General features: G+C 67.5%; 28 protein-coding genes and 1 riboswitch. Of the genes, 6 read left to right on the forward strand and 22 right to left on the reverse strand.

The features are described from left to right. Positions 1 to 23 precede the first annotated feature (23 nt). Positions 24 to 494, forward strand: coding sequence for an Lrp/AsnC family transcriptional regulator (locus SB786_RS08170; protein ID WP_006477376.1), 471 nt, complete (start codon positions 24 to 26; stop codon positions 492 to 494). 27 nt (positions 495 to 521) lie between these two features. On the opposite strand, the gene SB786_RS08175 is transcribed toward SB786_RS08170, so the two are convergent. Further along, positions 522 to 1,679, reverse strand: a complete 1,158-nt coding sequence (locus tag SB786_RS08175; protein WP_410727045.1) for a cation diffusion facilitator family transporter — start codon at positions 1,677 to 1,679, stop codon at positions 522 to 524. Between SB786_RS08175 and SB786_RS08180 the strand changes: the two genes are divergently transcribed. Beyond that, entirely contained in the window at positions 1,678 to 1,908 is a 231-nt protein-coding gene (locus SB786_RS08180; RefSeq protein ID WP_410727046.1) for a hypothetical protein, read from the forward strand. The two genes, SB786_RS08175 and SB786_RS08180, sit on opposite strands and share 2 nt — an antisense overlap. Positions 1,909 to 1,916: 8 nt before the next feature. Here the strand turns inward: SB786_RS08180 and SB786_RS08185 are convergent, their stop codons facing one another. Both SB786_RS08185 and SB786_RS08190 read right to left on the reverse strand, forming a co-directional pair. Further along, complete coding sequence (locus SB786_RS08185; RefSeq protein WP_011655705.1) at positions 1,917 to 2,210, reverse strand: H-NS family nucleoid-associated regulatory protein; 294 nt, start codon at positions 2,208 to 2,210, stop codon at positions 1,917 to 1,919. 355 nt (positions 2,211 to 2,565) lie between these two features. Further along, positions 2,566 to 3,225: a HugZ family protein gene (locus SB786_RS08190; RefSeq protein WP_410727047.1), complete on the reverse strand. Its 660-nt coding sequence runs from the start codon at positions 3,223 to 3,225 to the stop codon at positions 2,566 to 2,568. A 144-nt stretch (positions 3,226 to 3,369) separates the two neighbouring features. Here SB786_RS08190 and SB786_RS08195 point away from each other — a divergent pair, with 144 nt between their 5' ends. After that, positions 3,370 to 3,762: a hypothetical protein gene (locus SB786_RS08195; protein WP_410727048.1), complete on the forward strand. Its 393-nt coding sequence runs from the start codon at positions 3,370 to 3,372 to the stop codon at positions 3,760 to 3,762. Between the two features lie 70 nt (positions 3,763 to 3,832). Further along, entirely contained in the window at positions 3,833 to 5,047 is a 1,215-nt protein-coding gene (locus SB786_RS08200) for an MFS transporter (protein WP_410727049.1), read from the forward strand. 113 nt (positions 5,048 to 5,160) lie between these two features. Here SB786_RS08200 and SB786_RS08205 read toward each other — a convergent pair whose 3' ends face one another. After that, positions 5,161 to 6,303, reverse strand: coding sequence for a branched-chain amino acid ABC transporter substrate-binding protein (locus SB786_RS08205; protein ID WP_006760807.1), 1,143 nt, complete (start codon positions 6,301 to 6,303; stop codon positions 5,161 to 5,163). Between the two features lie 450 nt (positions 6,304 to 6,753). After that, positions 6,754 to 7,833, reverse strand: a complete 1,080-nt coding sequence (locus tag SB786_RS08210; protein WP_410727050.1) for an NAD(P)H-dependent flavin oxidoreductase — start codon at positions 7,831 to 7,833, stop codon at positions 6,754 to 6,756. A gap of 270 nt (positions 7,834 to 8,103) precedes the next feature. Here SB786_RS08210 and SB786_RS08215 point away from each other — a divergent pair, with 270 nt between their 5' ends. Together SB786_RS08215 and SB786_RS08220 are read left to right on the forward strand one after the other, a co-directional pair. Next, positions 8,104 to 8,796: a dienelactone hydrolase family protein gene (locus SB786_RS08215; protein WP_410727051.1), complete on the forward strand. Its 693-nt coding sequence runs from the start codon at positions 8,104 to 8,106 to the stop codon at positions 8,794 to 8,796. Between the two features lie 81 nt (positions 8,797 to 8,877). Next, a complete protein-coding gene (locus tag SB786_RS08220; protein WP_410727052.1) occupies positions 8,878 to 10,356 on the forward strand; it encodes an amidase in 1,479 nt (492 codons plus the stop codon). A gap of 96 nt (positions 10,357 to 10,452) precedes the next feature. Here SB786_RS08220 and metF read toward each other — a convergent pair whose 3' ends face one another. From metF to cheZ, 17 genes are all read right to left on the reverse strand, one after another. Next, on the reverse strand, positions 10,453 to 11,283 hold the full coding sequence (gene metF, locus SB786_RS08225) for a methylenetetrahydrofolate reductase [NAD(P)H] (RefSeq protein WP_006760812.1): 831 nt from the start codon (positions 11,281 to 11,283) through the stop codon (positions 10,453 to 10,455). Between the two features lie 24 nt (positions 11,284 to 11,307). Further along, on the reverse strand, positions 11,308 to 11,661 hold the full coding sequence (locus SB786_RS08230) for a phage holin family protein (protein WP_006477367.1): 354 nt from the start codon (positions 11,659 to 11,661) through the stop codon (positions 11,308 to 11,310). Positions 11,662 to 11,816: 155 nt separating this feature from the next. Then, positions 11,817 to 13,235 (reverse strand): adenosylhomocysteinase, encoded by a 1,419-nt coding sequence (ahcY, locus tag SB786_RS08235; protein ID WP_166726097.1) that lies wholly within the window; start codon positions 13,233 to 13,235, stop codon positions 11,817 to 11,819. 34 nt (positions 13,236 to 13,269) lie between these two features. Beyond that, positions 13,270 to 13,385: riboswitch (S-adenosyl-L-homocysteine riboswitch) on the reverse strand. A gap of 195 nt (positions 13,386 to 13,580) precedes the next feature. Beyond that, a complete protein-coding gene (locus tag SB786_RS08240; protein ID WP_006760814.1) occupies positions 13,581 to 14,315 on the reverse strand; it encodes an RNA polymerase sigma factor FliA in 735 nt (244 codons plus the stop codon). Between the two features lie 14 nt (positions 14,316 to 14,329). Next, positions 14,330 to 15,148 carry a MinD/ParA family protein gene (locus SB786_RS08245; RefSeq protein ID WP_410727053.1) on the reverse strand — a complete coding sequence of 273 codons (819 nt, stop codon included), beginning with the start codon at positions 15,146 to 15,148 and terminating at the stop codon, positions 14,330 to 14,332. Then, complete coding sequence (flhF, locus tag SB786_RS08250) at positions 15,141 to 16,913, reverse strand: flagellar biosynthesis protein FlhF (RefSeq protein ID WP_410727054.1); 1,773 nt, start codon at positions 16,911 to 16,913, stop codon at positions 15,141 to 15,143. Before flhF ends, SB786_RS08245 begins: the two co-directional genes overlap by 8 nt. Beyond that, positions 16,910 to 19,012: a flagellar biosynthesis protein FlhA gene (flhA, locus tag SB786_RS08255; protein WP_410727055.1), complete on the reverse strand. Its 2,103-nt coding sequence runs from the start codon at positions 19,010 to 19,012 to the stop codon at positions 16,910 to 16,912. Before flhA ends, flhF begins: the two co-directional genes overlap by 4 nt. Beyond that, positions 19,009 to 20,208 carry a flagellar biosynthesis protein FlhB gene (gene flhB / locus SB786_RS08260; protein ID WP_410727056.1) on the reverse strand — a complete coding sequence of 400 codons (1,200 nt, stop codon included), beginning with the start codon at positions 20,206 to 20,208 and terminating at the stop codon, positions 19,009 to 19,011. The genes flhA and flhB overlap by 4 nt, the downstream gene beginning before the upstream one ends. 583 nt (positions 20,209 to 20,791) lie before the next feature. Then, entirely contained in the window at positions 20,792 to 21,289 is a 498-nt protein-coding gene (locus SB786_RS08265; RefSeq protein WP_410727057.1) for a VOC family protein, read from the reverse strand. 159 nt (positions 21,290 to 21,448) lie between these two features. After that, positions 21,449 to 21,751: a helix-turn-helix domain-containing protein gene (locus tag SB786_RS08270; protein WP_410727058.1), complete on the reverse strand. Its 303-nt coding sequence runs from the start codon at positions 21,749 to 21,751 to the stop codon at positions 21,449 to 21,451. Beyond that, positions 21,732 to 21,941, reverse strand: coding sequence for a recombinase family protein (locus tag SB786_RS08275; protein ID WP_410727059.1), 210 nt, complete (start codon positions 21,939 to 21,941; stop codon positions 21,732 to 21,734). Before SB786_RS08275 ends, SB786_RS08270 begins: the two co-directional genes overlap by 20 nt. Positions 21,942 to 22,087: 146 nt before the next feature. Beyond that, positions 22,088 to 23,173, reverse strand: coding sequence for an acyltransferase family protein (locus SB786_RS08280; RefSeq protein ID WP_410727060.1), 1,086 nt, complete (start codon positions 23,171 to 23,173; stop codon positions 22,088 to 22,090). A 17-nt stretch (positions 23,174 to 23,190) separates the two neighbouring features. After that, a complete protein-coding gene (locus SB786_RS08285; RefSeq protein ID WP_410727061.1) occupies positions 23,191 to 23,517 on the reverse strand; it encodes a helix-turn-helix domain-containing protein in 327 nt (108 codons plus the stop codon). Beyond that, positions 23,501 to 23,746 carry a type II toxin-antitoxin system RelE family toxin gene (locus tag SB786_RS08290; protein ID WP_410727189.1) on the reverse strand — a complete coding sequence of 82 codons (246 nt, stop codon included), beginning with the start codon at positions 23,744 to 23,746 and terminating at the stop codon, positions 23,501 to 23,503. Before SB786_RS08290 ends, SB786_RS08285 begins: the two co-directional genes overlap by 17 nt. Positions 23,747 to 23,948: 202 nt before the next feature. Continuing rightward, complete coding sequence (locus SB786_RS08295) at positions 23,949 to 25,190, reverse strand: DUF3443 domain-containing protein (protein ID WP_410727062.1); 1,242 nt, start codon at positions 25,188 to 25,190, stop codon at positions 23,949 to 23,951. Between the two features lie 16 nt (positions 25,191 to 25,206). Next, complete coding sequence (locus SB786_RS08300) at positions 25,207 to 25,710, reverse strand: DUF2844 domain-containing protein (protein ID WP_410727063.1); 504 nt, start codon at positions 25,708 to 25,710, stop codon at positions 25,207 to 25,209. Positions 25,711 to 25,999: 289 nt separating this feature from the next. Beyond that, a complete protein-coding gene (gene cheZ, locus SB786_RS08305; RefSeq protein ID WP_410727064.1) occupies positions 26,000 to 26,731 on the reverse strand; it encodes a protein phosphatase CheZ in 732 nt (243 codons plus the stop codon). Position 26,732: the final 1 nt, after the last annotated feature.

Consider the following 26,732-nt stretch of genomic DNA (forward strand, 5'->3'; position numbering starts at 1 on the left):
ATTGAGCGTGTTGTAGCTGCCGCATGGAGGCGCAGGTGACGCTCGATTCCTTTTCGCAAAAAATCCTTCGCCTGTTGCAGCTCGACGCGCGCCGTTCCGTACAGGAAATCTCCGACCAGGTCGGCCTGTCGAGCACGCCGTGCTGGCGCCGCATCAAGGACATGGAACAGTCCGGCGTGATCCAGCGCTACACCGCGCTGCTCGATCGCGAGAAGCTCGGCCTGCACGTGTGTGCGCTCGCGCACGTGCACCTGACCCGCCACAACGAAGGCGGCGTCGAGCAGTTCGAACGCGAAATCGCGACCTGCCCGGAAGTCACCGAGTGCTACAGCACGACGGGCGAAGCCGATTACATCCTCAAGATCGTCGCCCCCGACATCAAGGCCTACGACGTCTTCCTGCACGAACGGATCTTCAAGATCCCGGCCGTGTCGCAGGTACGCACGAGCGTCGTGCTCCGCGAAATCAAGTTCGACACGCAGTTGCCGCTGTAACGCGCGACCCGCGCCCGCCTGTGCCGCTCACGGCTGCGCGGGCAGCTCGCGCGTGAAACCGATCCGGCGCGCGCCGAACTGGCGCTTGAGCGCGTCGACATCGAGCCGGCCGGCCAGCGCCGCGTCGGTATCGCCTGCGGCCGCGTCCAGCGTCACGTCGATCTCGAGCCCCGTACTCAGGTAGTGCAGGTTGATCGCGGCCGGATGCAGCCCGCGCTGCGCGAGCGCGGCCTCGAGCCGCGTCGCGATCTCGGCGCGCGGCGGCAGCGCGAGCGCCGGACGGCGCGCTACGTCGTTCTCGGGGTCGACGTGGATCAGCGCGTCGAGCACGCGCGGGTCGCGCAGCACCCGCGCACGCGCGGTTTCCGCGATGTAGTGCCCTTCGGATACGGAGATCATCGGATCGACGAGGATGTGCGCGTCGACGAGCGCCGCATCGCCCATCTTGCGCGTGCGCAGCTCGTGCACGTCGCGCACGCCCGGCGTGGCCACGAGCAGCGCGCGGATCTCGGCCGAAGCGGAGGTGTCGAGTGCGCGATCCGACAGGTCCTGCAACGCGTCATAGCCGAACGTCCAGCCCATGCGCGCGACCATGAAGCCGACGATCGCGGCGGCGATCGGGTCGAGCAGTCGCACGCCGGCGAGGCTGCCGACGATGCCGATCGCCACGACGAGCGACGACGCGGCGTCCGAGCGCGCATGCCATGCGTTCGCGACGAGCATCGCCGAACGCACGCGCCGCGCCTCGCGCAGCATGTAGCGGAATAGCGCCTCTTTCGACACGAGCACGGTCAGCGCGACGATCAGTGCGGAGAAATGGACGGCCGGGATGTTCTCGAGGTTCACGAGACGGTTGCCGGCGCGCCATAGCATGCCGATGCCGACCGCGATCAGGATCGCGCCGAGGAACAGCGATGCGACCGTCTCGTAGCGGCTGTGTCCGTAATTGTGATCGGCATCCGGCGATGCACCACTGTGGCGATTCGCAACCAGTACGACAAAATCCGAGATCAAATCGGAAATCGAATGCACGCCATCGGCAATCAATGCCTGCGAATGCGCAACCACACCCACGGCGATCTGAAACGTCGCCAGCACCACATTCAGCACGATACTGACGAGGGTGCTCTTGCGCGCGACCGTGTGCTTATCCGCGCTTTGCGCGTCGGCAGAAAACGTGGACATGAAATACGAGATAACGGTTGGGATACGGAATTCTATCAAACGGAGCCCGCAGGGCATTCCGGTAACACAAAATTTTCCATTTAAATCAACCGCTTATGCGAACGGGTCGCATTTTCATTCACGCACCGTTTCTGACATTTTCATGACAACGCGCAACCATTCCGATGCCACAATGCAAAAAGCCGCGCTCCTCGACGGACACGCGGCTCTTTTTGAGGCGGCGACTTAAACAGACGTTTAAATCGTGAACTGTTCGCGGTTCTTGCCGGCGATCCAGCGCGGCGGCTTGCCGCGGCCCGACCACGTCGCGCCCGTTTCCGGATCGCGGTACTTGGCGGCCACGCCTGCGCGCGGGCGACCAACCTTGCCTGCCTTCGCGCGGTTGAGGCCGAGTTCGGCGAGCGAAAAGCCGTAGTCGGCAATTTTCTGCTTCACGTCATTCAGCACTTCGGCGTATTCGCGCGACTTCGCTTCTTCGATTTGCTTCTCCAGCTTTTCCCGCTGGGCCAGCAGGTCCTTGTAAGAAGACATAGTTTCCCTTTCTATATGACCAATGGCGCCGGTCTGAGCCAGCTCACCATTCATGGAATATTTGTGCCTCGGATTTTCGAAGGCAGAGATTAGCACAAAAAAGATTTGATAGAAGCGGGATTCACGAAAATCCCGAGGCCAATTGTAATTCACGCATGTCATTTTGACCGGCAACGGCCTTTTCTCAAATTTTCACGCGCTGGCATAGAGATTAGGACATTACCGATTCCGGTAATAGGGCTCTCAACATACGCAATTACCCTGCATTCCGGAAAATCAAAGCTTTCATCCCGCGACAGGTTTGTGTAAATCGTATGGCGTTGTTCGCCATACAGACAAATTGGCATGCGCGGCGTCACGTCACATCCATCGCGCTTGCGATCAACCGCTCGCGCAGCGCGCCGGCGTCGCCCGGCAGCGGATCGAACGGCGTGCGCACGCGCCGGCCGTCGCAGCGCCAGTCGGCGCCGTGGCGGTCGACGCCGAGCAGGTCGAGCCCGTCGCGGCGCGCGCCGCTCGATTCGTACGCATCCCACAATGCCCGCTCGTCGTCGAATCCGAGCGGCGGCAGCGCGTCGAGGCCCGCGCCGTCCACCCAGCCCATCCGGCCGAACCCGCCGATATAGCGCAGCCGCTCGATCTCGAGCGCCCAGAACGCGAAATCGCCGAGCGCGAGATAGCGCGCGGCGTCGGGCTCGTAGCGCGTGTAGCGCGCGGCGACATGCGGATTGTCGCCGAGCGGCAAGAAGCGGCCGAGCAGCGTCGCGCGCTCGGCGTTCAGCACGTCGCCGCCCGGCGCGTCGACGACGAGAAAGCCCGCGCGCGGATCGGCGGCGAGGTTGCGCGTGTGCTCGGCGAGGCCGCTCACAAGGATGACGGGCCGATGATTCGCATCGGGTGCAAACGGCACGACCGTCGGATACGGAAAACCTTGCGGGTCACGCGCGTGGGTTGCGAGCGTGCCGAGTGCGCAGCGGTGCAGCAGGTGCAGGGCAAGGGCGGGATCGATGTTCACGGTGACTCCTGCGGTGGGCAAGGATGGCGAAGGCGCGCAGCACGGGCAAGCTTCGGGCACCCCGCCTGCGCATCGATGTTACCCGCGGCGGCGGCCAGCCGGGCATCGGCCGGTTGGGCGACGCGGTCCGCGCAGGTGGCGTGGGTGGCGTGGGTGGCGTGGGTGGCGTGGGTGGCGTGGGTGGCGTGGGTGGCGTGGGTGGCGCAGGTGGCGCAGGTGGCGCAGGTGGCGCAGGTGGCGCAGGCGGCGCAGGCGGCGCAGGCGGCGCAGGCGGCGCAGGCGGCGCAGGCGGCGCAGGCGGCGCAGATGGCGCAAGTGGCGCAGGTGGCGCAGGTGCCGCACGTGGCGCAGGTGGCGCAGGTGGCGCAGGTGGCGCAGGTGGCGCAGGTGGCGCAGGTGGCGCACGTGGCGCAGGTGGCGCACGTGGCGCAGGTGGCGCAGGTGCCGCAGGTGGCTCAGGTGGCGCAGGTGGCGCAGATGGCGCAGGTGGCGCAGGTGGCGATCGGCCAAATGGCCAGCGCGCCGGCAAGACCGTAAGCGATTCGATAGAATCGGACGAATCCGATGGGCGCGACGCGCCCGCGTATCGTCCATTCAAGCGTGTTCCATGTCCGAATCTTCCTCCCGATCCTCGTCCGACTTCGCCGCGCCGCCCGACGCGCATCGCACGCTGGCCTTGCCGGTCCGGCAGCGCGCCCGCACGGCCACGATGGCGCTGTTCTTCGTCGCCGGCATGATGTACGCGTCGTGGGGCGTGCATGTGCCGACCGTACGCGACAAGTTCGCGTTGAGCCCCGGGCTGCTGTCGATCGCGCTGTTCGCGGTCGCGGGCGGCTCGATCGCCGCGATGCTGACGATCGCGCGCTGGATCGCGCGGGTCGGCTCGCGCACCGCGTGCCTCGGCGGCGGGCTCGTGATGTCCGCGTGCGCGGCGTTGATCCTCGTCGTGCCCGACTACTGGATGCTGCTCGTCGTGCTCGCGCTGTTCGGCTTCTCGATGGCGACGCTCGACGTCGCGATGAACGCCGAGGCGAGCGCGGTCGAGATCGCGCTCGGCAAGCCGATCATGTCGTCGCTGCACGGGATGTTCAGCATCGGCGGGATGTCGGGGGCGGCAGCCGGCGGCGCGCTGCTGTCGGCCGGCATGGCGCCGGCCGTGCATCTGGCGCTCGCGGCGGCCATCAACGCGGCCGTGCTGCTGGCCGCGATCCCGGCCGTGCTCCCGCACGTCCCGCATCACGAGCACGCGCACGGCGGCGCCAACCGCTGGCGCTCGGCCGCGCTGTGGATGCTCGGCGGCGTCGCGTTGCTCGCGCTGATCGCCGAAGGCGCGATGTACGACTGGGCGACGGTCTACATGCGCGACGTCGTCGCGGCGAGCCCCGCGCTCGCAAGCGCCGCCTATGCGGCATTCTCCGGCGGAATGGCGATCGCGCGTTTCGCGGGCGACGCGGTGCGCGCGCGGTTCGGCGCGCCGCAGCTCGTGTTCGCGAGCGCGTCGCTCGCGTGCGCCGGGATGATCGGCGCGCTGCTGCTGCCGAACCCGATCGCCGTGCTCACGGGTTTCACCCTGATGGGCCTCGGCCTCGCGAACATGATGCCCGTGCTGTTCGCCGCCGCCGCGCGCGTGAAAGGCATCCACGCGGCCGAAGGTCTCGCGCACGTGGCCGGGCTCGCGTACTTCGGACTGCTGTTCGGTCCGGTCGTGATCGGCGCGGTCGCGCAAACCGCGAACCTGACGGTCGGCCTGTCGGTCGTCGCGCTGTGCGCGGCGCTCGTCGCCGTGATCGCGCCGAGAGTGCTCGCGCACCTGAAGATCTGAGCGCACGGGGCACGGGGCACGAAGCGCGCCGCCTGCCGCGAGCCCGCCAAAAAGAAGGCGCGCCCGCGTTGCCGCGGGCGCGCCCTCACCCCTTCTGTCGACCGCTTGTCAGCTTACATCTTCACTTCGTCGAGCAGCGTCTTCTTGCCGCTCTTGTAGTTGTACAGCGAGATCACGCCGTGCCGCAGGTCGCCCTTCGCGTCGAAGGTCGTCGTGCCGATCACGCCCGTGTAGTTCGTCGCCGGCATCGCGGCGAGGATCTTCGCCGGGTCCGTCGAGTTCGCGCGCTTCATCGCGTCGGCGATGATGTACACGGCGTCATACGTGAACGGTGCGTAGATCTGGATCGGCTGGCCGAAACGCTTCTCGTACTTCGCCTTGAACGCGCTGCCGCCCGGCATCTTCTCGAGCGATGCACCGGCTTCCGAGCACACGACGTTGTCGGTCGCATCGCCGGCCAGGTCAGCCAGCTTCTCCGTGCACACGCCGTCGCCGGCGAAGATCTTCGCGCGCAGGCCGAGCTGCTTCGCCTGTTTCGCGAACGGGCCGCCGGTGGCGTCCATGCCGCCGTACATGATCGCGTCCGGATTCTCGCCCTTGATCTTGGTCAGGATCGCGCGGAAGTCGACCGCCTTGTCGTTCGTCGCATCGTGCGACACGACCTTCAGACCCAGCGCCTTCGCCTTCTTCTCGAACTCGTTCGCGAGACCCTGGCCGTATGCGGTCGAATCGTCGACCACCGCGACGCTCTTGATGCCCTTCGAGTGCGCGTAGTTCGCGAGTGCCGGACCCTGCTGCGCATCGGTCGCCACCACGCGATACGTGGTCTTGAAGCCTTGCTGCGTGTAAACCGGGTTGGTCGCCGACGGCGAGATCTGCACGATGCCCGAATCGCTGTAGATCTTCGAGGCCGGGATCGACGTGCCCGAGTTCAGGTGGCCGACCACCGCGACGACCTTGTCGTCGACGAGCTTCTGCGCAACCTGCGTGGCCTGGCGCGGGTCGGCCGCGTCATCCTGCGCATCGAGTTGCAGCGTGACTTTCTGGCCGCCGACCGTGAGACCCTTGGCGTTGATCTCCTCGACTGCGAGACGCGCACCGTTTTCGTTGTCCTTCCCCAGGTGTGCAATGCCGCCCGTCAAGGGCGCGACGTGGCCGATCTTGACGACTTGATCGGCGGCCGCGTTGCCTGCAGCTGCAACGCACAGCATCGCCGCGGCGGTGATCGGCAGCAGCTTTTGCATCTTGATATTCATGTAAGTCTCCAGTTTCGGTCCCAATAAAACGCCATCGCCCGGTGCCCCGCTGCCATCCCTGTGTTTGCATCACTGGACGATTCGCCGGTTGCATCGTTCATGCACTTGGCCTCAAGCACGTGAAGACAGCCGCTTTTAGCGGCCCCCCGTCCGTACTTGCGCGCAAGTGTAGGTGATCAAATTAATTTGTGGGACTTTTTTGGGGTAGTGGTAACACTACCGATACGGGCGCTTTGGAATGACTCCTCGAATATCGCCGCAAGCCCCGCCCGATAAGGGTTTCCGCTAATTACGGACGGCCGCAGGGAAGGCAGATTTAAAGCATTCCCGTGTCATTTCGATTCGGTATTTTGTGCACAGGATCATTGAATGAAACGCGCGTGACAGCACGCGCGTTTCTTCACGCGACAGAGGCGTCGACACGAACCGCTCACACGGCCGTCGACCCATTCATACGGCGATTGCGCGCCATTCGGCGTCGAGCGCGTCGACGAGTTGCGACGTCGTCAGCGCGGCGCCGCGCCGCCGCGCGAGCGGCGCGCCCTGCCCGGCCCACAGCGACAGGTAGTCGCCGTCGTTCGCGCGCGCGGCCGCCTGGCGCAGCGGCTGCGTCAGCGCGTTCTGCACCGGGTACGGTGCGGCATCGGCCACGCGTTCGCCGAGCCGCGCCATCAGCGTGTTGCGCAATCCGCGCGCATGACGCCCGGTGATCGCGCGCGTGACCTGCGTCGACGTATCGGCGCTCGCGAGCAGCCGCGCCTTCCAGTCCGCCGCGATCGCACTTTCCGCGCACGTCAGGAACGCGGTGCCGAGTTGCGCGGCCTGCGCGCCGAGCGCGAGCGCGGCGGCGATCCCGCGGCCATCCATGATGCCGCCCGCGGCGAGCACGGGCAGGCCGGTCGCGTCGACGAGCTGCGGCACCAGCGCGAGCGTGCCGATCAGCGCATCGTCGGCCGAGCCGATGAAGGTGCCGCGATGGCCGCCGGCTTCGGCGCCCTGCGCGGACAGCGCGTCGGCGCCGGCCGCCTGCCATGCGAGCCCTTCGGCGACGTGCGTCGCGGTGCCGATCACGTAGGTGCCGGCCGCCTTCAGGCGCGCGACGTCGGCCGCGTCGAGCACGCCGAACGTGAAGCTCGCGACCGGCACCCGCAGCGCGACGAGCGCATCGAGCTGCGCGCGGAAGTCGGGGGCGAAGCGCGCGGGCGCGGTGCCGGGCGGAAGCCCGAGCGCCGCGTTCAGCGGATCGATCGCGGCGAGCGCGCGGGCGACGCTCGCCGCATCGGGCGCGACCTCGGACAACACGAACAGGTTCACGGCGAACGGCCGCGCGGTCACCGCGCGAATCGCGTCGACTTCGGTCGCGAGACGCTCCGGCTCGAACGCGCCGGCGCCGAGGCTGCCGAGCGCGCCGGCATTGGACGCGGCCGCGACCATCGCGGCCGTGGTGGCGCCAACCATCGGCGCCTGCACGAGCGGCAGGCGCAGGCCGAAGCGTTCGGAAAACGGGGTGGAAAATGCACGGGCGGACATGGCGAATCCTTCGATGACGACGCGCGAAAGCGCTTTGTAAAGGCTGACACATCGACTCTATCGAAGCCCCGCACCGCCGAAAAATGAATAATCGAGATCGAAACGATCGCTGCACGAGAAGCGGGTCCGGGCGCGGCTCCGACCCGCGCTGACACCCGGCACGCACGCGCCTGCGCGCGCTGCAGCGCCACAGGATTGGTGGCACACTAGGCCGCCCCTTTTTCCATCCGCGGCGCGCCCGTCGCGCGCCCGTTCGCCAGGAGTTCAAACGTGACTGCCCAATGGATCGACATCCCGACCGGTAACGACAGCTTCGGCGGCTATCTCGCGCTGCCCAAGCGCGGCAAGGGCCCCGCCGTCATCATCATCCAGGAGATCTTCGGCGTGAACGCGCATATCCGCGCGGTCGCCGACCAGTACGCGGCCGACGGCTTCGTCGCGCTCGCGCCGGACGTGTTCTGGCGCACGCAGCCGCGCGTCGAGCTGACCTACGAAGGCGCCGATCGCGATAAAGGCATCGAGCTGATGAAGAAGACCGACGTCGGCCTCGCGGTCGCGGACATCGGCGCGGCCGCCGACGCCTTGCGCGCACGCCCCGAGGTCGCCGGCAAGGTCGCCGCGATCGGCTACTGCTTCGGTGGCCAGCTCGCGTACCGCACGGCCGCCGCGGCCAAGGTCGATGCGGCGGTCGCCTATTACGGCGGCGGCATCCAGAATGCGCTCGACCTCGCCGGCAAGGTCACGCAGCCGATCCTGTTCCACTACGCGGAGAACGACCACGCGATCCCGCTCGACGCCGTCGAACAGGTGAAGGGCGCGTTCGCGGGCCGCCACAACGCGTCGTTCCACGTGTACCCGGGCGCCGAGCACGGCTTCAACTGCACGGACCGCGCGTCCTACAACCAGCGCGCGTCGGCCCTCGCGCACGGCCGCACGCTGACGTTCCTCGCCGAGCACCTGTAAAGGCGACCGGTAACGGGCCCGGCCCGCCGGGCCCGCGTTATCCTCCTTTCATCGCCACAGGTCACAACGGGGGTGACTGCGATGCACTCGGACTACTTGGCGCATGACGCGATCGGCCTCGCCGCACTCGTGCGCGAACGCAAGGCGAGCCCGCGCGAGCTGCTCGACGCCGCGATCGGCCAGGCCGAAGCGGTAAACGGCGCGGTCAACGCGATCGTGCTGCAGGACTACGACGCCGCGCGCAAGCGGACGGAATCGGCCGTCGACGGCGGCACGGACGCGCCGTTCGCGGGCGTCCCATATCTCGTCAAGGATCTCGGCGCGGCGGTCGCCGGGCTGCCGCTGTCGATGGGCAGCCGGCACTACCGCTACTTCGTTCCCGCCGACGATTCGCCGTTGATCGCGCGCAGCCGCGCGGCGGGGCTCAACGTGTTCGGCAAGACCAACACGTCGGAAATCGGCCAGATGCCGTACACCGAGCCCGAGCTGTTCGGCGCGTGCCGCAATCCGTGGAACCTCGATCACACGCCCGGCGGCTCGAGCGGCGGCGCGGCAGCCGCCGTCGCGGCCGGCATCGTGCCGCTCGCGCATGCGTCCGACGGCGGCGGCTCGATCCGGATCCCCGCGTCGTGCTGCGGGCTGTTCGGCCTGAAGCCGAGCCGCAACCCGGTGCTGGTCGACCTGCCGTCGAACGGCGAGCTGGTGGTCCAGCACGCGGTATCGCGCAGCGTGCGCGACAGCGCGCTGCTGCTCGACGTGACGACCGGCCAGACGCTGCCGCCCAGCGCGCCCGGCACCTTTCTCGGCGCGCTCGACACGCCGCCCGGCCCGCTGCGGGTCGGCCTCGTCACCGACCCGATGCTCGCCCCGGCGCTCGACGACGACACGCGCGCGGCCCTCGACGACGCGGCCGCGCTCGTCGAATCGCTCGGCCATCACGTCGAACCGGCGACGCTGCACATCGACTATGCGCGCGCGGCCGAGACCTTTCTCACGCTGTGGGCGACGATCGCCGAGGAGCTGGTGCTCGGCGCGCGCACGATCACCGGCCGCACGCCGAAGCGCGCCGAATTCGAACCGGCAACGTGGGCGATGGCCGTGATCGGGCGGCGCGTCGCCCGCGCGCGGCTGCAGGACGTGCTCGAATGGCAGCGCCAGCTCACCGTGCAGGTCGCGGGCCTCGTGTCGCGCTACGACGTGGTCCTGTGCGCGACGCTCGCGGGGCCGCCGGTCAAGATCGGCGCGCTGCAGCCGACGCCGTTCGAAGCCGCGCAGATGAAGCTGCTCGGCGCGCTGCCGGTGAAGCCGCTGCTGCGGGAAATGCTGGCGAAGACATCGGAGAAAGCGTTCGCGTGGGCCGGCTGCACCGAGCTGTTCAACCTGACGGGGCAGCCGGCGATGTCGGTGCCGCTCTACTGGAATGCGCGCGGGCTGCCGATCGGCGTGCAGTTCGTCGCGCGCCATACCGACGACGCATTGCTGCTGAAGCTCGCACGCCAGCTCGAACAGGCGCGGCCGTGGTCCGACCGGCGCCCGCCGTTGATGCAGGCGCAGCGCTGACGCAAGCACCATTGCCGCCGCCCTCGGCCGGCGGCGAAAAAAACCCCGCCGGTGTTGGCCGGCGGGGTTTTCTCGCATGCAACCGCGCGAAGGCGCTTACAGCGCGAGCCGTTCGCAGATGGTCCGCGTCGCGGACGCCGCGTTCAGCGTATAGAAATGCAGCCCCGGCACGCCCGCGTCGACCAGGCGCTGGCACAGGCTCGTGACGACATCCGCGCCGAACGCGCGGATCGCGTCGCGATCGTCGCCGAAGCTCTCGAGCCGGCGCGCGACCCAGCGCGGCACTTCCGCGCCGCACATTTCCGAGAAGCGCATCAGTTGCGTGAAGTTCGTGATCGGCATGATGCCCGGCACGATCGGCACGTCGACACCCAGCTTGCGCGCATCGTCGACGAAGCGGAAATACGCGTCGGCGTTGAAGAAGTACTGCGTGATCGCGGAATTCGCGCCGGCCTTCACCTTGCGCGCGAAATTCTCGAGATCGGCCTTCGGGGAGCGCGCTTGCGGGTGGTACTCCGGATAGCCGGCGACTTCGATGTGAAACCAGTCGCCATGCTCGGCGCGGATGAAGCTGACGAGTTCCGACGCATAGCGGAGCTCGCCGACCGCGCCCATCCCCGACGGCAGGTCGCCGCGCAGCGCGACGATGTGGCGGATGCCGTGCGAGCGGTACTGGTCGAGGATCGCGCGCAGGTCGGCGCGCGACGAGCCGATGCACGACAGGTGCGGCGCGGCTTCGAGGCCGTCCTTCTGCATGTCGAGCACGGTATCGAGCGTGCCCTGCTGCGTCGAGCCGCCGGCGCCGAACGTCACGGAGACGAATTTCGGCTTCAGCGGCAGCAGCTGCGCACGCGTCGCGCGCAGCTTCTCGACGCCTTCCGCCGTCTTCGGCGGGAAGAATTCAAACGAGAGTTCGATCGGTTTCATGATTCGCAAGAGTGGGCCCGGCCGTCAGCCGATGTCGCGCTGCCCGAAGATCAGCGCGGACAGCAGCCACGACACGATGCTGTACAGGATCGAACCGAAGAACGCGGACCAGAAACCCGACACCTCGAACCCCTTGAGCAGCGACGACGCGAACCAGAAGCACAGCGCGTTCACGACGAGGATGAACACCCCGAGCGTGACGATCGTGACGGGCAGCGTCAGCAGGATCAGCACCGGACGGATCACCGTGTTGATCAGGCCGAGCACGACCGCGATGATCAGCGCGGTGCCGAAGCTCTTGATGTGGATCGACGGCACGAGATACGTGATGATCAGCAGCGCGAGAGCGTTGATGACCCAGGTGAGGATGACGCTCATGGAGGGCTCCGGTTCGGTTGTCGATCTGTACGGTCAGTGGCCGCCGCCGGCCGCCACGCGTGCCCGCGGGCACGGCGCGACGGCCGGCGATCCGGCGCCATGCCGCGATGCCGCGCACGCCCGAAGCGGGACGCGCACGGCACGGCGGCGGCGCATCAGTAGCGGTAGTGGTTCGGCTTGAACGGGCCGTCCTTCTGCACGCCGATGTACGAAGCCTGTTCGTCCGACAGCACGGACAGGTTCGCGCCGATGCGCGCGAGGTGCAGGCGCGCCACCTTTTCATCGAGATGCTTCGGCAGCACGTACACCTTGTTCTCGTACTCGGCGCCGCGCACGAACAGCTCGATCTGCGCGAGCGTCTGGTTCGCGAACGAGTTCGACATCACGAACGACGGGTGACCGGTCGCGCAGCCGAGGTTCACGAGGCGCCCTTCGGCCAGCAGGATCACGCGCTTGCCGTCCGGGAAGATGATGTGGTCGACCTGCGGCTTGATGTTTTCCCACTGGTACTGGCGGGTCGACGCGACGTCGATTTCCGAGTCGAAGTGGCCGATGTTGCAGACGATCGCGTTGTGGCGCATCGCCTTCATGTGATCGTGGTTGATCACGTGGTAGTTGCCGGTCGCCGTCACGAAGATGTCGGCCTTGTCGGCCGCGTATTCCATCGTCACGACGCGGTAGCCTTCCATCGCCGCCTGCAGCGCGCAGATCGGATCGATTTCGGTGACCCACACGGTGGCGCCGAGGCCGCGCAGCGACTGCGCGCAGCCCTTGCCCACGTCGCCGTAGCCCGCGACGACCGCGACCTTGCCCGCGATCATCACGTCGGTCGCGCGCTTGATGCCGTCGACGAGCGATTCACGGCAGCCGTACAGGTTGTCGAACTTCGACTTCGTGACCGAGTCGTTCACGTTGAACGCCGGGAACGGCAGGCGGCCGTCCTTTTCCATCTGATACAGGCGGTGCACGCCGGTCGTGGTTTCTTCGGTCACGCCCTTGATGTGCGCGAGGCGCGTCGAGTACCAGGTCGGGTCGGCGTCGAGGTGCTTCGCGATCGACTTGTACAGCGCGACTTCTTCCTCGTTGGTCGGCTTCGCGATCACCGAACGGTCCTTCTCGGCCTTCGAACCGAGGATCAGCAGCAGCGTTGCATCGCCGCCGTCGTCCAGGATCATGTTCGCGAATTCGCCGTTCGGCCATTCGAAGATGCGGTGCGAGAACTCCCAGTATTCGTCGAGCGACTCGCCCTTGAACGCGAACACCGGCGTGCCGGCTTCGACGATCGCGGCAGCGGCGTGGTCCTGCGTCGAGAAGATGTTGCACGACGCCCAGCGGACATCGGCGCCGAGCGCCTTCAGCGTCTCGATCAGCACGCCGGTCTGGATCGTCATGTGCAGCGAGCCCGCGATGCGCGCGCCCTTCAGCGGCTGCTGCGCCTTGTATTCGTCGCGGATCTGCACGAGGCCGGGCATTTCGGTCTCGGCGATGTTCAGTTCCTTGCGGCCCCAGCCGGCAAGCGCCATGTCGGCGACGACGTAATCCTTGGAAGCTTGCGAATCGATAATGGCGTTCATCACGCCCTCCTTTCTAAAAAAGTTCTAGAAATTGGTGACGTGAGCGCCGTTCAGGAAGCGGGGCCGGCGCGAATCTCGCCGCACGGCTGCTTGGTGAAGCTTTCCGAGCCTGGCGGACGCAGAAGGTCCGTCGCAACGCTCCTCGGAAAACGGGAGGGATTGTAGCAAATCGCGACGAAAATTTCTCGTGTCGGACCGTTGAATGCGGTACGCGGCGACGCGCCGCCCGATGCGCGCCCTTTTATTGAGACGAGCGCTATCCGATCACGCTGCAATTGAGCGGCCCGCCTTTGACGGAAGACCTGCCGGGCGGATGACGGGCCGCGCCGCCGTCGGCCGGCACGTTCAGTTCTCCGCGCCGACCCACGCCTGTTCGCGCAACCGCGCGCGCAGGCGCGCAACCGCCTGGCTGTGCAGCTGGCACACGCGCGACTCGCTGACCTCGAGCACCGCGCCGATCTCGCGCAGGTTCAGCCCGCGCTCGTAGTACAGCGACATCAGCAGTTTCTCGCGCTCGGGCAGCCGGTCGATCGCGTCGACGAGCGCCTCGCGCAGGTGGTCGTCGAGCAGCGCCGACAACGGATCGGCGTGATCGACGCGATAGCGGTCGAGGAACGGCTCGTCGTCGGCCGCGCGGTCGAAATCCTCGTAGTAGATGAGCTGGCTGCCGTGCAGGTCCTGCAGCATCCCCTGGTATTCGTCGAGCGGCATCTTCAGGTGCTCCGCGATCTCGGTCTCGCTCGCCGAGCGGCCGAGCTGCTGCTCGACCTGGTGCACCGCGTACTCGACCTCGCGCGAGGTCTTGCGCAGGCTGCGCGGCAGCCAGTCGTTGCTGCGCAGCTCGTCGAGCATCGCGCCGCGGATACGCTGGGTCGCGTAGGTCTCGAACTGCGCGCCCTGGTCTTCCTTGTAGCGGCCGGCCGCGTCCATCAGGCCGATCATGCCGGCCTGGATCAGGTCGTCGAGGTCGACGCTCGCCGGCATCTTCGCGACGAGCTGCAGCCCCAGGCGCCGCACGAGCGGCGCGTATTGCGCGAGCACGTCGGCCTGGGTCATCTTGCCTTGAGCGTTGTACATCATGGCTCTCTCCTTCCTCACGCGGCGTGAGCCGCACCCGCCTCGTACGACGGCTTGCCGCCCGCATGCACGGCACGCCCCGCCCCCGAACTCGGGCGCATCGGCCAGTACAGCAAATCGGCGGCAATCTGCCGGTAATCGCGCGCCGCCGCCGACGACGGGAACGCGTCGACCACGGTATGCATCAGGTCGCGCGCATGCTCGGCGAGCGGATCGGCGCTGACGCAGCCGGCGTCGGCGATCGACACCGTCAGGTAGCGGCTCGCGACGCCCGCGAGGTTGTCGAAGGCGGTCCTGGCGTCGGCGTGGCTGCCGACGTGATTGGTCAGCACGCGGAACTGCGCGACCGCGTGCGCGAAATGCAGCCGCTTCATGCACGCGTACGCCTCGGTGATCGCCTGCGCGGCAACCCGCGTGACGATCAGCACGTCGTGCGCCTCGCGCGCGAGCGCGGAGAACGCGCCGTCCGCACCGAGCTGCGCGTCGACCAGCACGATGTCGGCCTGGCCGTCGATGAAGTCGCTCAGCTGCGTGTCGCTGTAGCCGTCGCGCGCGAACCGCGCGGCCGCGCACAGGCCGAACCCGGCGGCCACGCGCGTGCGTTCGCCGTCGCGCAGCCATGCGCCCGCGAGCGTCGCCGAGGCCGAATGCACGTCGGCACGCTCGTCGACGATGAGCACGTCCTTGCCGAGCGCGGCCAGCGCGGCCGCGACGTTCACGACGGTGGTCGTGCAGCCGACGCCCGCCGGCCCGCCCGTCACCGCGACGATGCGCGACGCGCGCCCGGCCAGCAGGCGCCGCAGCCCTTCTGCCTGATCGATGATCCGTTTATCCAAATCGCACCTCGTGCAGATCGGCGGTGGAACGGGCGGTCAGTGCGGAAAGCAGCGTCGGCATGTCGTCGTCCCCGGGCACGAAGGGCGAACCGTCGCGCGGCACACAGAACGCGCTTTTCAGCAGGAATTTGGTCGAAGCGACGTACAGGTTCTCCGGCACCTTCTGGCCGGTCGACACGTAGTGAATGGGCAGCTTGTAGCGGATCACGGTGTCGAGCACGCCGCCGAGGTGCGTCGCCTCGTCGAGCTTCGTCAGGATGCAGCCGGCGAGATCCGGGGTTGCCGCCTGCGGATACTCGGCCGCGCTGCGGTAGGCCTGGACGACCTCGTTGAGCGTGTCGCCGTGGCTCGTCGCGTTGAGCAGCAACAGGCGCTGCACCGGCGCGTTCGCGCCGTGCAGCATCGCGATCTGGTCGGACAGCGCGCGATCGCGCTGGCTCATGCCGATCGTGTCGATCAGCACGATGTGCTTGTTGCGCAGCTCGGACAGCGCGAGCTCGAGGTCGCCGGCGTCCTTCACCGCGTGCACTGGCACGCCAAGGATCTTGCCGAAGATGCGCAACTGCTCGTGGCCGCCGATCCGGTAGCTGTCGGTGGTCAGCAACGCGACCTTGCTCGCGCCGAAGCGCATCACGCAGCGCGCCGCGAGCTTCGCCGTGGTGGTCGTCTTGCCGACGCCGGTGGGCCCCATCAGCGCGAACACGCCGCCGCGCTCCATCAGCGCGTCTTCGTTCTCGAGCACCGGCAGGTTCGCCGCGAGCACCGACTGCGCCCATTCCGCAGCCTGCTCGAAGGTCTGCTCGCCGTCGCCGGACGGCAGGTTGTCGACCATCATGCGCACCAGCTGCGCGGAGAAGCCGGCCGAGAACAGGTGCTTGGTCAGCGCGCCGTGCACCGGGCTGCGGCGCTGGCGGTCGTGCCACATCAGGCTGTCGAACTGCTCTTCCATCATCCCGCGCATCGCGCCGAGCTCGTGCATCACCGTGTCGTTGACGATGCTCTCGATGCGTGCGTTCACCGCGTCGGCCACCGCGGCGGTCGCGTCGGCGGACAGGCGCGTGCGTTCGGCGGGCTTCGCGGCGCTCCTTTCGCTGGTTTCGCTCGCGCGGACGGCGGCGGCCGCGGACGGCATCCGGCGTTCGGCGTTGCGCACGATGTCGCGCGCCCAGCCGGCCGGCGTCGCGGATGCCGCGTCCTGCTGCATGCGGGCCGCGGCCGGTGCTTGCGGCGCGGCCGACGACGCCTGCGCGCGGGCGATCAGCGCTTCGCGCTGCTGCGTCAGGCGCTTCGCGTGTTCGACGAGCCACGGCGCGGGTTCGGACGGTGCTGCCGATGCGGCGGCGGCGGGCGCGGGCGCAGCCGACTCAGTTGCGTGCGCGTCGGCATCGAAGGCGGCCGGCTCCGCGACCGGCTCCGTCGCTTCGGCGCTTGCGCCGAACACCGACGAGAACACGTCCGGCAGCCCACCGTCGCCTGCTGCATACGGATTCACGGCCGGGCGCGCGAGCGCGGCGCCGGGGCGCGACACGATGCCCGGGACGGCCGCGGCCGGCACGGATTCCGGTGCGCGCGACGCGACGGTGCGCGGGCGCGCGGCGGCCGGCGGCGTAACCGCGGCGAGATCCGAGTCGGCGAGTGCGACGATTTCGACGCTGCCGTCATCGAGCGTGCGGTTCGACAGCACGACGGCGTCGGCGCCCAGGGCCTCTCGCACGAGGCGAAGCGCGTCGCGGCTGGTCGCGCCAGTGAATTTGCGAATGTTCAAGCGGAACCCCCGATGACGTTAACGACTTTGATCGTGCGTGTGTCCGGCACTTCGGCATACGACAGCACTTTCAGTTGCGGCAGGCTGCGGCGCAGGAAACGCGCGAGCATCGCGCGCAGCGCGTGCTGCACCAGCAGCACGGGCGGCAGCCCGAGATTCTGTTGACGCAGCATCGCCTGTTGCGTGCCGGTCAGAAGGTTGTGCGCGAGGCCGGGCTCGAGGCCCGGATTCGCGCCGGTGGCGAGCGCCTGCGACAGCACGCGCTCCAGATTCGAATCGAGGCCCATCACCTGCATCTCGCCCGCGCCCGGATACCACTGCTGCGTGATCGCGCGGCCGAGCGACAGCCGCACCGCGGCGGTGATCTCGTATGCGTCGCCGCGGCCGGCGTGTTCGGACACGGCCTCGAGGATCGTGCGCATGTCGCGGATCGGCACGCCTTCCTCGAGCAGGTTCTGCAGCACTTTCTGCAGGGTCGTCAGCGAGATCGTCTTCGGCACGAGGTCCTCGACGAGCGACGGCGCATCCTTGCCGGTGCGCTCGACGAGCGCCTGCACTTCCTGGCGGCCGAGCAGTTCGGCCGCATGCTGGACGACCAGATGATTCAGGTGCGTCGCGACGACCGTGCTCGCATCGACCACCGTGTAGCCGTACACCTGCGCCTGCTCGCGCATCGCGACGTCGATCCACACGGCCGGCAGTCCGAACGCCGGATCCTGCGTCGTGGCGCCCGGCAGCGCGGCCGTCACCTGGCCCGGGTTGATCGCGAGCCACTGGCCCGGGAACACTTCCCCCACGCCGATCTCCACGCCCTTCAGCGCGATCCGGTACGCGTTCGGCCGCAGCTCGAGGTTGTCGCGGATATGGATCACCGGCGGCAGGAAGCCGATTTCCTGCGCGAACTTCTTGCGGATGCTCTTGATGCGCTTGAGCAGTTCGCCGTCGCTGTTCTTGTCGACGAGCGGAATCAGCCGGTAGCCGACTTCGAGGCCGAGCGGGTCGATCAGCTGCACGTCGTCCCAGGTCGCCTCGTGGCTGTCGCCCGGCAACGCGGCGGGCGGCGCGACCTCGGTCACGTCGCCGGCGGCCAGCCGGGCCGCCGCGCGGCGGCTCTGCGTGCGGGCCAGCCAGAGCGCGCCGGCGCCGAGCGCGAGGAACGCGAAGTGCGGCATGCCCGGGATCAGCCCCATCAGCACGATGATCGCGCCGGTGATGTTCAGCACGCGCGGGTTCGTGAAGAGCTGGCCGGTGATCTGCGTGCCGATGTCCTCGTCGGTCGCCACGCGCGACACGATCACGCCGGCCGCCGTCGAGATCACGAGCGACGGGATCTGCGCGACGAGGCCGTCGCCGATCGTCAGCAGCGTGTAGTTGGTGCCGGCCGCCGCGAAGCTCATGTCGTGCTGCACCATCCCGACGATCAGCCCGCCGATCACGTTGATCGCCATGATGATCAGGCCCGCGATCGCGTCGCCGCGCACGAACTTCGACGCGCCGTCCATCGACCCGTAGAACTCGGCTTCCTGCGACACGGACAGGCGGCGCTTGCGGGCCTGCTCTTCGTTGATGAGGCCCGCGTTCAGGTCGGCGTCGATCGCCATCTGCTTGCCGGGCATCGCGTCGAGCGTGAAGCGCGCGGACACTTCGGCGATCCGCCCCGCGCCCTTCGTGATCACCATGAAGTTGATGATCATCAGGATCACGAACACGACGATGCCGACCGCGAAGTTGCCGCCGACGAGGAAGTGGCCGAACGCCTCGATCACCTGGCCGGCCGCGTCGGGGCCGGTGTGGCCCTCGAGCAGCACGACGCGCGTCGACGCGACGTTCAGCGACAGGCGCAACAGCGTGGAGAACAGCAGCACGCTCGGGAAGGCCGCGAAGTCGAGCGGCTTCATCGTGTACATGCTGACGAGCAGCACCATCACCGACAGCGCGATGTTGAAGGTGAACAGCAGATCCAGCAGCAGCGGCGGCAGCGGCAGGATCATCATCCCCAGGATCATGCAGATGAGGACCGGGCCCGCGAGCGAGCGCAGGTTGGTGCCCGCGAACGGGTTCGTGCGTTTGGCGAACAGGCCGGTGGTCGGGGTGCTCATGCTGCGTTCCCTTGCTTGCCGAGCGTGTCCTCGGCTTCTTCACGCGCGTCGTCGGGCGATACCGACGTCCCCTTGTCGAGGTCGGCCGGCACGTCGAGATCGACCGGCGCGGCCGGGAAGGCGCCGCCTTCCGAGCGGAAGCGCCGCAGCTGGTAAACCCACGCGAGCACCTCGGCGACGGCCGAGTACAGCGAGCCGGGAATCTCGCGTTCGATTTCGACGTTGTGATACAGCGCACGCGCGAGCGGCGGCGCTTCGAGCAGCGGCACGTTGTGCTCGGCCGCGAGTTCGCGGATGCGCGCGGCGACGAGGTTCACGCCTTTCGCGACGACCTTCGGCGCGCGCATCTCGCCGTCCGTGTATTGCAGCGCGACGGCGAAGTGGGTCGGGTTCGTGACGACCACGTCGGCCTTCGGCACGGCGGCCATCATCCGGCGCCGCGCGATCGCGCGCTGCTGCTGGCGGATGCGGCCCTTCACGTGTGGATCGCCCTCGTTCTCGCGATGCTCGCGCTTCACTTCTTCCTTCGTCATGCGCAACTTCTTGTTGTACTGCCAGATTTGGTAAGGCACGTCGAGCGCGGCCACCACCAGCATCCCGGCGACCGTCGTGCCGCAGCACACGGCGACCAGATGCATCGCATCGGCGAGCGCCGAGCCGAGCGGCTGGGTCGCGAGACCGAGCAGCTCGTCCTTGCTGCGCCAGATCGCGATGCCGCCGATCCCGCCGACGACCAGCGTCTTCGCGAGCGACATCAACAGCTGGATCGGCCCCTGGATCGAGAAGATGCGGCCGAGGCCCGAGATCGGGTTCAGGCGGTCGAACTTCAACTCGAAGGTCTTCTGCGAGATCAGCCAGCCGCCGAGCGCCATCGGCGCGAGCAGCGCGGCCACGCCGGTGAGCGCGAGGATCGGCAGCAGCGCGGCGAGCCCTTCGATGCTCGCGCTGCCGGCCGCCGACAGCATCCGGTGCGTGTCGAACGCGGTGGCGCGATCGAACGCGAACGCGCCGCGCAGCATGGCCTGGAGATGGGCGCCCGACGGAGCCGCGAGCAGCCACGCGCCGTAGAACCCGGCCGCGAGCAGCGCGAACGAAGCCAGCTCGCGCGAACGCGCGACCTGCCCCTCCTCGCGCGCCTTTTCGCGGCGCCTCGGAGTGGCGGCTTCGGTTCTGTCGAGATCGCTCTCGTCTGCCACGGGGCCTCCAGTCGGGTACGGCGAAATGCCGCTTTCCAGTGACACCGATTATTCATGCGCGGGTCAAACGCCGATCGGTCGAGCAAAGCCGGGAAAGGGGGGTATTTCGGGGAATCGGGCAAGCCGGTGCGGCGAGAGACGGCGGGCGGGTGCGGCAGGCGGAAGACGGTGGGGGAAACGCGTGTGTGGAGGGCCGGGTGAGGCGGGTGAGGCGGTGAGGCGGTGAGGCGGTGAGGCGGGTGAGGCGGTGAGGCGGGTGAGGCGGGTGAGGCGGTGAGGCGGTGAGGCGGTGAGGCGGTGAGGCGGTGAGGCGGTGAGGCGGTGAGGCGGGTTAGGCGGGTTAGGCGGGTTAGGCGGGTTAGGCGGGTGAGACGGTGAGGCGGTGAGGCGGTAAATCGAGGCAACCGTGAAGCGATGACCGGCCCACCCCCGACGCGACGGCCGCGCGTCGGAGCGGGCGGCGCTCAGATCGCCGGAATCGGATCACGGTCGATAATCGAACAGATCGTTCGGCGCTCGATTTACCGGCCGGCCGGGAATCGCTTCGCGAGTCGAAAATACCGCCTCCCGGCCGGCGTTCGCGCTAGCCGGCCGCCGCCTGCTGCAGCGCATCGAGATCGAGCTTCTTCATCTTCATCACCTGCGCCATCACGCGTTCGGCGCGTGCCGGATCGCCCGCCATCAGCTCGGACATCTGTACAGGCACCACCTGCCACGACACGCCGAAGCGGTCGCGCAGCCAGCCGCACTGCTGCGCGCGCTCGTCGCCGCCTTCGGCCAGCGCCGTCCAGTAGCGGTCGATCTCGCGCTGGTCGCGGCAATTGACGACGAACGACACGGCCGGCGTGAGCGGAAACGCCGGGCCGCCGTTGAGCGCGAGAAACGCCTGCCCGTCCAGTTCGAACGACACCGTCATCACCGCGCCCTCGGCCTGGCCCGACGCCTGCGCGCCGGACTTGCCGTAGCGGGCGACGTGCAGGATGCGCGCGTCGTCGAACACCGACACGTAGAAGCGGGCGGCCGCCTCGGCGTCCTGGTCGAACCACAGAAACGGCGTGATGCGTTGAATGCGCTGACTCATGGCGCTGTCTCCTCGATGTCGTGCCGGCACCGGTGCCGGCCTTATATCGTAGGCGCTGTGTCGGCGCGGCGCGGCCGCGCAGGCGCGCTGCACTTACTCACGGACAACCCGACCTTGCGAATGAAACCATCGGCGCCGATGAGGTCGACGCCGTTGAATTCATCGGGTTTTGCTTCGCGCACCTTCGCTGCGTGAGGTAGCGTTCTTGCGCGCCTGCGCGGGCTTTTCGGCCTCGTTTTTCTCGGCCCGCTTGAGGGAGTTGTAAAGCGTTGGCTTGCTCACGCCGTAGCGCTTCGCGATGCTCACGATCGAGATATCAGGGCTTCGCATCAGCGCGCGAATCTCCTTGATCGCGGAATAGTCAATGGCAGGCTGCCGGCCGCCGTTGCGACCGCACGCGCGGGCCGGTTTCAGGCCGGCGCGTGTGTTCTCGCCGATCACATCACGCTGATACTGCGCCATTGCCGCCATGAAGCCGGAAAAACATGCGGCCTTGCGCGGTGCTCGTGTCGATCTTCTCCGACAGGCTTTCGAACGCGACGCCGCGATGCGCAAGCTCGTCGACTATCTGCACGAGGTCGACGAGCGAGCGGCCGAGCCGATCGAGTCGCCAAACGATCAGCGTGTCGCCCTTGCGAAGCGAGTGCATCATGTTCGCCAGCTCGGGCCGGCCGCCGACTTCCCGCTCGCCTTTCCTCATAGACCTGACCGCAGCCGGCGCGCGCGAGCGCGTCGTGTTGCAGCTCGAGGTTTTGATCGACCGTCGACACGTGTGCATACGGTCGTCTTATTTCTTGGTCACGATTGGCTCGTCGACAGTCGCGGCGAGCTTGGCAGTGCTAGACGTTTGCCGAGCTGCGTCGACGGCAGTTCGATCAAGCGATGTACGGCATACGCCAGCGAGACGACGAGCGCGACCGCGATGAAAAGGGCAGGCAGCTCGGGCACGCCGAGCGACATCGATGCGCGCAGCGTCGCATAGCCGACGATCGAATGCACGGCATAGAGTGGGTAACTGATGCTCGCCAGAAAGTCGACGATGCGATTCGGTCGAAACTTGTCGCGCGCGACGTATGCCAGAGCGAACGCGGCGATGTTTAGCTGATAGATATCCAGAGAAATTGGCATTGGCCGGCCGGCGATGTTCGCAAAAAAAGCGATGCAGTGAAACATCGCGGCGAGGCCCGCGATAGACGCAAGCGCTTGACGTGCCGTAAGGTTGCCCCGCATGTGCAGATTAATGACCGTGCCGATCAGCATGTAAGGCATGAACGCCAGATCGCGAACGAGTGCGAAGCCCGCCGAGCCGCGCGGCGCGAAGTAGTTCGCTATAACGATTGCGCCAGAAAGAGCCAGAAAAGCGCGAACGTGTCGATGCGCACCGACCGCGGCCAATGCCGCCATGACGATGTAAAACTTGATCTCGATCGAGAGTGTCCAATTCACGAGGTCTAGACTCGTAGTGCCCTTGATGTTCTGGATCAGCAGCGCGTTATAGAGGAATTCTTCGCCTTTTACGGTGAAGGGGTGGTGCCAGTACAGCGACGAGAGCCACGCGCCGAATAGGCCAAGCATGAGGCACGCGATATAGGTCGGATAGATCCTGCATGCGCGAGCCAGAAGGAAGCGGCCGGGGCGCATCTTGTCGAGCGAGAACGGGATGACAAAGCCGCTTATCAGGAAGAACAACGAAACGCCAAACGGGCCGAAATTGAAGGTGCCGACAATGGCCTCTTGAATCGAGCCGGGGCCATCAAGAGGCGGGGCCATGATGCGGCCCGCGATCACGTCCCGCCATGCCCAATACCCCCCGCAAAGATGCACAAACACGACAGACAGTGCGGCGATACTGCGTAGTTGGTCCGCAAATACCAGTTTTTTCATCTTAGTTTCGTTCCCCGTCAGAAATCGAGCTGTTCGTCGGCGATACCGAGCGCGGCCGCTATCTTCGCACGTGACGACTTGCGCAAGCGTTCGCTCGCTTCTTGCTGTGCGTACGCAGATTGAGACACGCCGAGGCGTTCGGCGACTTCGGCTTGTGTGAGGCCAAGGTGTTCGCGCCATGCGCGCGCAGGTGTTGCACCGTCGACGGTGCGGCTCACGACAGCATGCGGGATCGTGCCGTGCGCGCCTTGATGCTCGGCGACGTAATCAGCGTAGGGGATTACGACAAAGGCCGGCGTCCCGTCCGGCCCATTGATGACTTGAATGTTAATAGGTGCGTTCATCGCGTTTCCTCACTTCTTCGATTTCGACGACTCGAATCACGCCGTCCCAGTTGAACAGAACCCGGTAGTTGCCGACTCTCAGGCGATACCCGTACTCATGGTTTGTCAGCGCTTTAACGTTCTGGCATTCCGGCATCGAGGCCAAGGTGCTAACGCCGTCGCGGATAGCGACTTGGTGCTGCCGGTCGAGCTTGCGCAGTTGCTTCGCGGCTTTCGGGGTCCAGTTGATCGCGCATCATGGATGCAATTATAAGTCAAATATAAGCTTTACCGAGCAGAACTATTAGTTTTCTGCGTGCGTCGACGCGCACATATGGGTTTGGATCGCGGGGGCGAGTGTCGGCCGTGACGGCCGGGGGGAAGGGACGCCGGCAGGATAAAAAAAGGGGGCGATCGCTCGCCCCCCTCTTGCTGCAGCCGTTCGCGCGCGCTCAGAACGCGACGTAAGGCTGCGCGCCACCGGTCGACGTCTTGTCCATCCCGAAGTAGATCGTCTTGCCGTAGAAGTGCGGCATGCCGAGATCGAGCCAGCCGGCCGCGCCGAACGGGCCGGCGATGTCGTTGAACGCGAACGTCGACGCGTTCGCGAACAGCGAATCCGCGTTCACGACAGGCATCGACACGCCGCCCGACGCACCGTTCCTGCCGGTCAGCGTCGCCGTATAGGTGGTCGACGACGACGGGCAGTAGAACTGCGTATTGGTCGAGCACTTCGTCTGCGACGAATCGTTGAAGAAGTACGCGTTCGAGCCCGTATCGAAGAACGCGGTCGCGCTGCTGCCGAGGAACGTCGCGCTCACGTCGCCCGTCGTCGACGACGTCAACACCGTCGACGCGCCAAGCGCGTTGTTGCTCTGCGTGCCGATCCCGAACACCAGCAGGCCCGTCGCGCTGCCCTGCCCGCTGTTCGAGATGGTCGGCATCTGCACGATCACGCCGTTGTTGTCGGTCGCGAAGCGATGGACCGGGTTGGCCACCTGCTGCGCGACCGGCACCAGCGCCACCGTGCAGCTCGAATTGCCGTTCGGGCACGCGTAGTAGTTGTTGTACGTGGCCGACGTCGACGTCGCGCAGTTGGTGCCGCAATCGACCGGCGCCGGCCCGATGCCGAGGATGCCGTTCGCGCCGAGGTCGCTCGCCGTGTTGGCCGACGCCCCGCCGTTCGTGCACGAGCTCGGCACGTTGCTCGTGCCGAGGTCGCCGATGATCTGCACCGGCAGCGAACCCGCCTGCTCGGAGCCGATCGTCAGGTCGACGGTACGCACCGTGCCCCACGTGTAGCTCGACACGAACTTCCCGCATTCAACGACCGGCGCGCCGCCGCTCGTCGTCCGCGGCAGATTGCTCAACACGCCCGACGACAGCGCACTGCTGACCAGCCGCAGCCCGTACGACGCGGTGTCGACGAGCACGTTGTTGACCACCTGGCAGTTCGACGTGCCCGGCGCGCAGATCTTCACGTTGACGGTCGGGATGTTGATCACGCGCGCGACGCCGGTGCCGACCGTGATCACGGCCGTGTTCGCGGTGTTGCCGTCCGATACGCTGCCACCGCCATTGCCACCACCGCCGTTGTTGTCGTCGCCGCCGCCGCATGCGGTCACGAGCATGGCCGTGGCAGCCGCCAGGCCCAGCACGCCGACCCAGCGCTTGAAGGTACGAGGAATTCTCAAGATCGCTCTCCCGCTGTCACTGGATGTCGGTGCCGGACAGGCCGGCAGGCAGCGCGGCCGGCAGCCACGCCTGGCCCGCGAAGGCGCCCATGTGGCCGCCGGTGCGGATCACGAGCCCGCTCGTATCGACCGACACGGGCGCGCGCCAGCCGCGCGCCGCGTGCGCGGCCTGGACGCCGGCGGTGTACTGCGGGAAATAGCTGCCGAGCAGCGACGCGAGGTCCGGCATGCTCGGACCGCGCCAGGCAAGGCCGAACACGGTGCCCGCGGCGCTCGTGTATTCGTGGATGACGGTGCCCGATCCGAGCGTGATCTCGCGGACGGTGTAGGCGGCCGTGCTCGCCTGCGCGCCGTCGGCCGAGCGCATCGCGCGCTGCATCGCGCGCACGGTGGCGGCGTGATCGTCCGCCGGCGGCGACATCGGCGCGCCGCCCAGTTCGGCGTGTGCGTGGACGCTCCACAGCACACCCATTGCAGCCGCCGCATGCGCGGCGGCCCAGCCCAAGCGTTTCAGCTTCACGTTCCCCCCCAAAGGGACTGGCTTCGTTGCCGGCGGGCCCCCATCAGGCTCGGCGCCACCGGCCAACATATGAAAGTCGTAAGAATGACGCGTCGTTACTGCTGACGCGTAGTATGCCTGCGGAGCGTGCCGGAGTGTCAAATCGTCGCGGCACGAAGGGCACGACGGGCGCAACGTGCGCACCGGCCCGCTCCCGCCCGGTGGAGGGGAAACCGGCGAAAGCCAGGCGCGTCGGGCCACTCCGCGAGACGGGAGCGGCGCCGATGCGATGCGAAGCAGCGGGGCAGCGTCAGAAGCCGAGGCTGGCGAGCAGGTCGTCGACCTGCCCCTGGTCCTGAACGACGTCGGACTTGCCTTCCGGCGCGATCTGCGGCCCGTTCAGCAGCGACTCGGGGCTGCCGGTCGCGCTGATCTGCTCGGCCGCGAGCGCGGCGGCGGTCGCCGCGAACTGCTCGCGCCGCTCGGGCGCGATGTTCTCGACGAGCACGGTGAGCAGTTGCTGCTCGATCAGGTAGACCATCTCCATGATCTTCTTGATCACCTGCCCGGTCAGGTCCTGGAAATCCTGCGCGAGCATGATCTCCAGCAGCTGCGCGCTGGTCGCCGACGTCGCGTCGGGCAGCGCGTGCAGGAAGGTGCGCGTGTCGTCCATCAGCTCGCGCACTTCCGCGTGCTCGATCGGCGCCGCGTACCACTGCGTCCAGCGCGCGTCGAGCGCCTCGGCCTCGTTCTGGATGCGCTCCTGCACCGGCTTCGCGATCTCGATCGCGTTCAGCACGCGCTCGGCCGCCTGCTCGGTCATCGTCGCGACGTAGCGCAGCCGGTCGCGCGCATCGGGCACGGCTTCCGCCGCGCGCTCGACATGCTTGTCGAGCCCCAGTTCGCGCATCGAGTCGCGCAGCGCGCGCGTGACCTGGCCGATGCGCGCGAGGATCCGGTCACTCGCGAAATCGGCGCCTTCGGCGTGGCTGTCGGCACTGAACCCCGTGCCGGCGAGCGCCGCATGGATCGGCTCGTTCACG

The organism is Burkholderia sp. SIMBA_062, assembly GCF_046534765.1.
Classification (GTDB): domain Bacteria; phylum Pseudomonadota; class Gammaproteobacteria; order Burkholderiales; family Burkholderiaceae; genus Burkholderia; species Burkholderia ambifaria.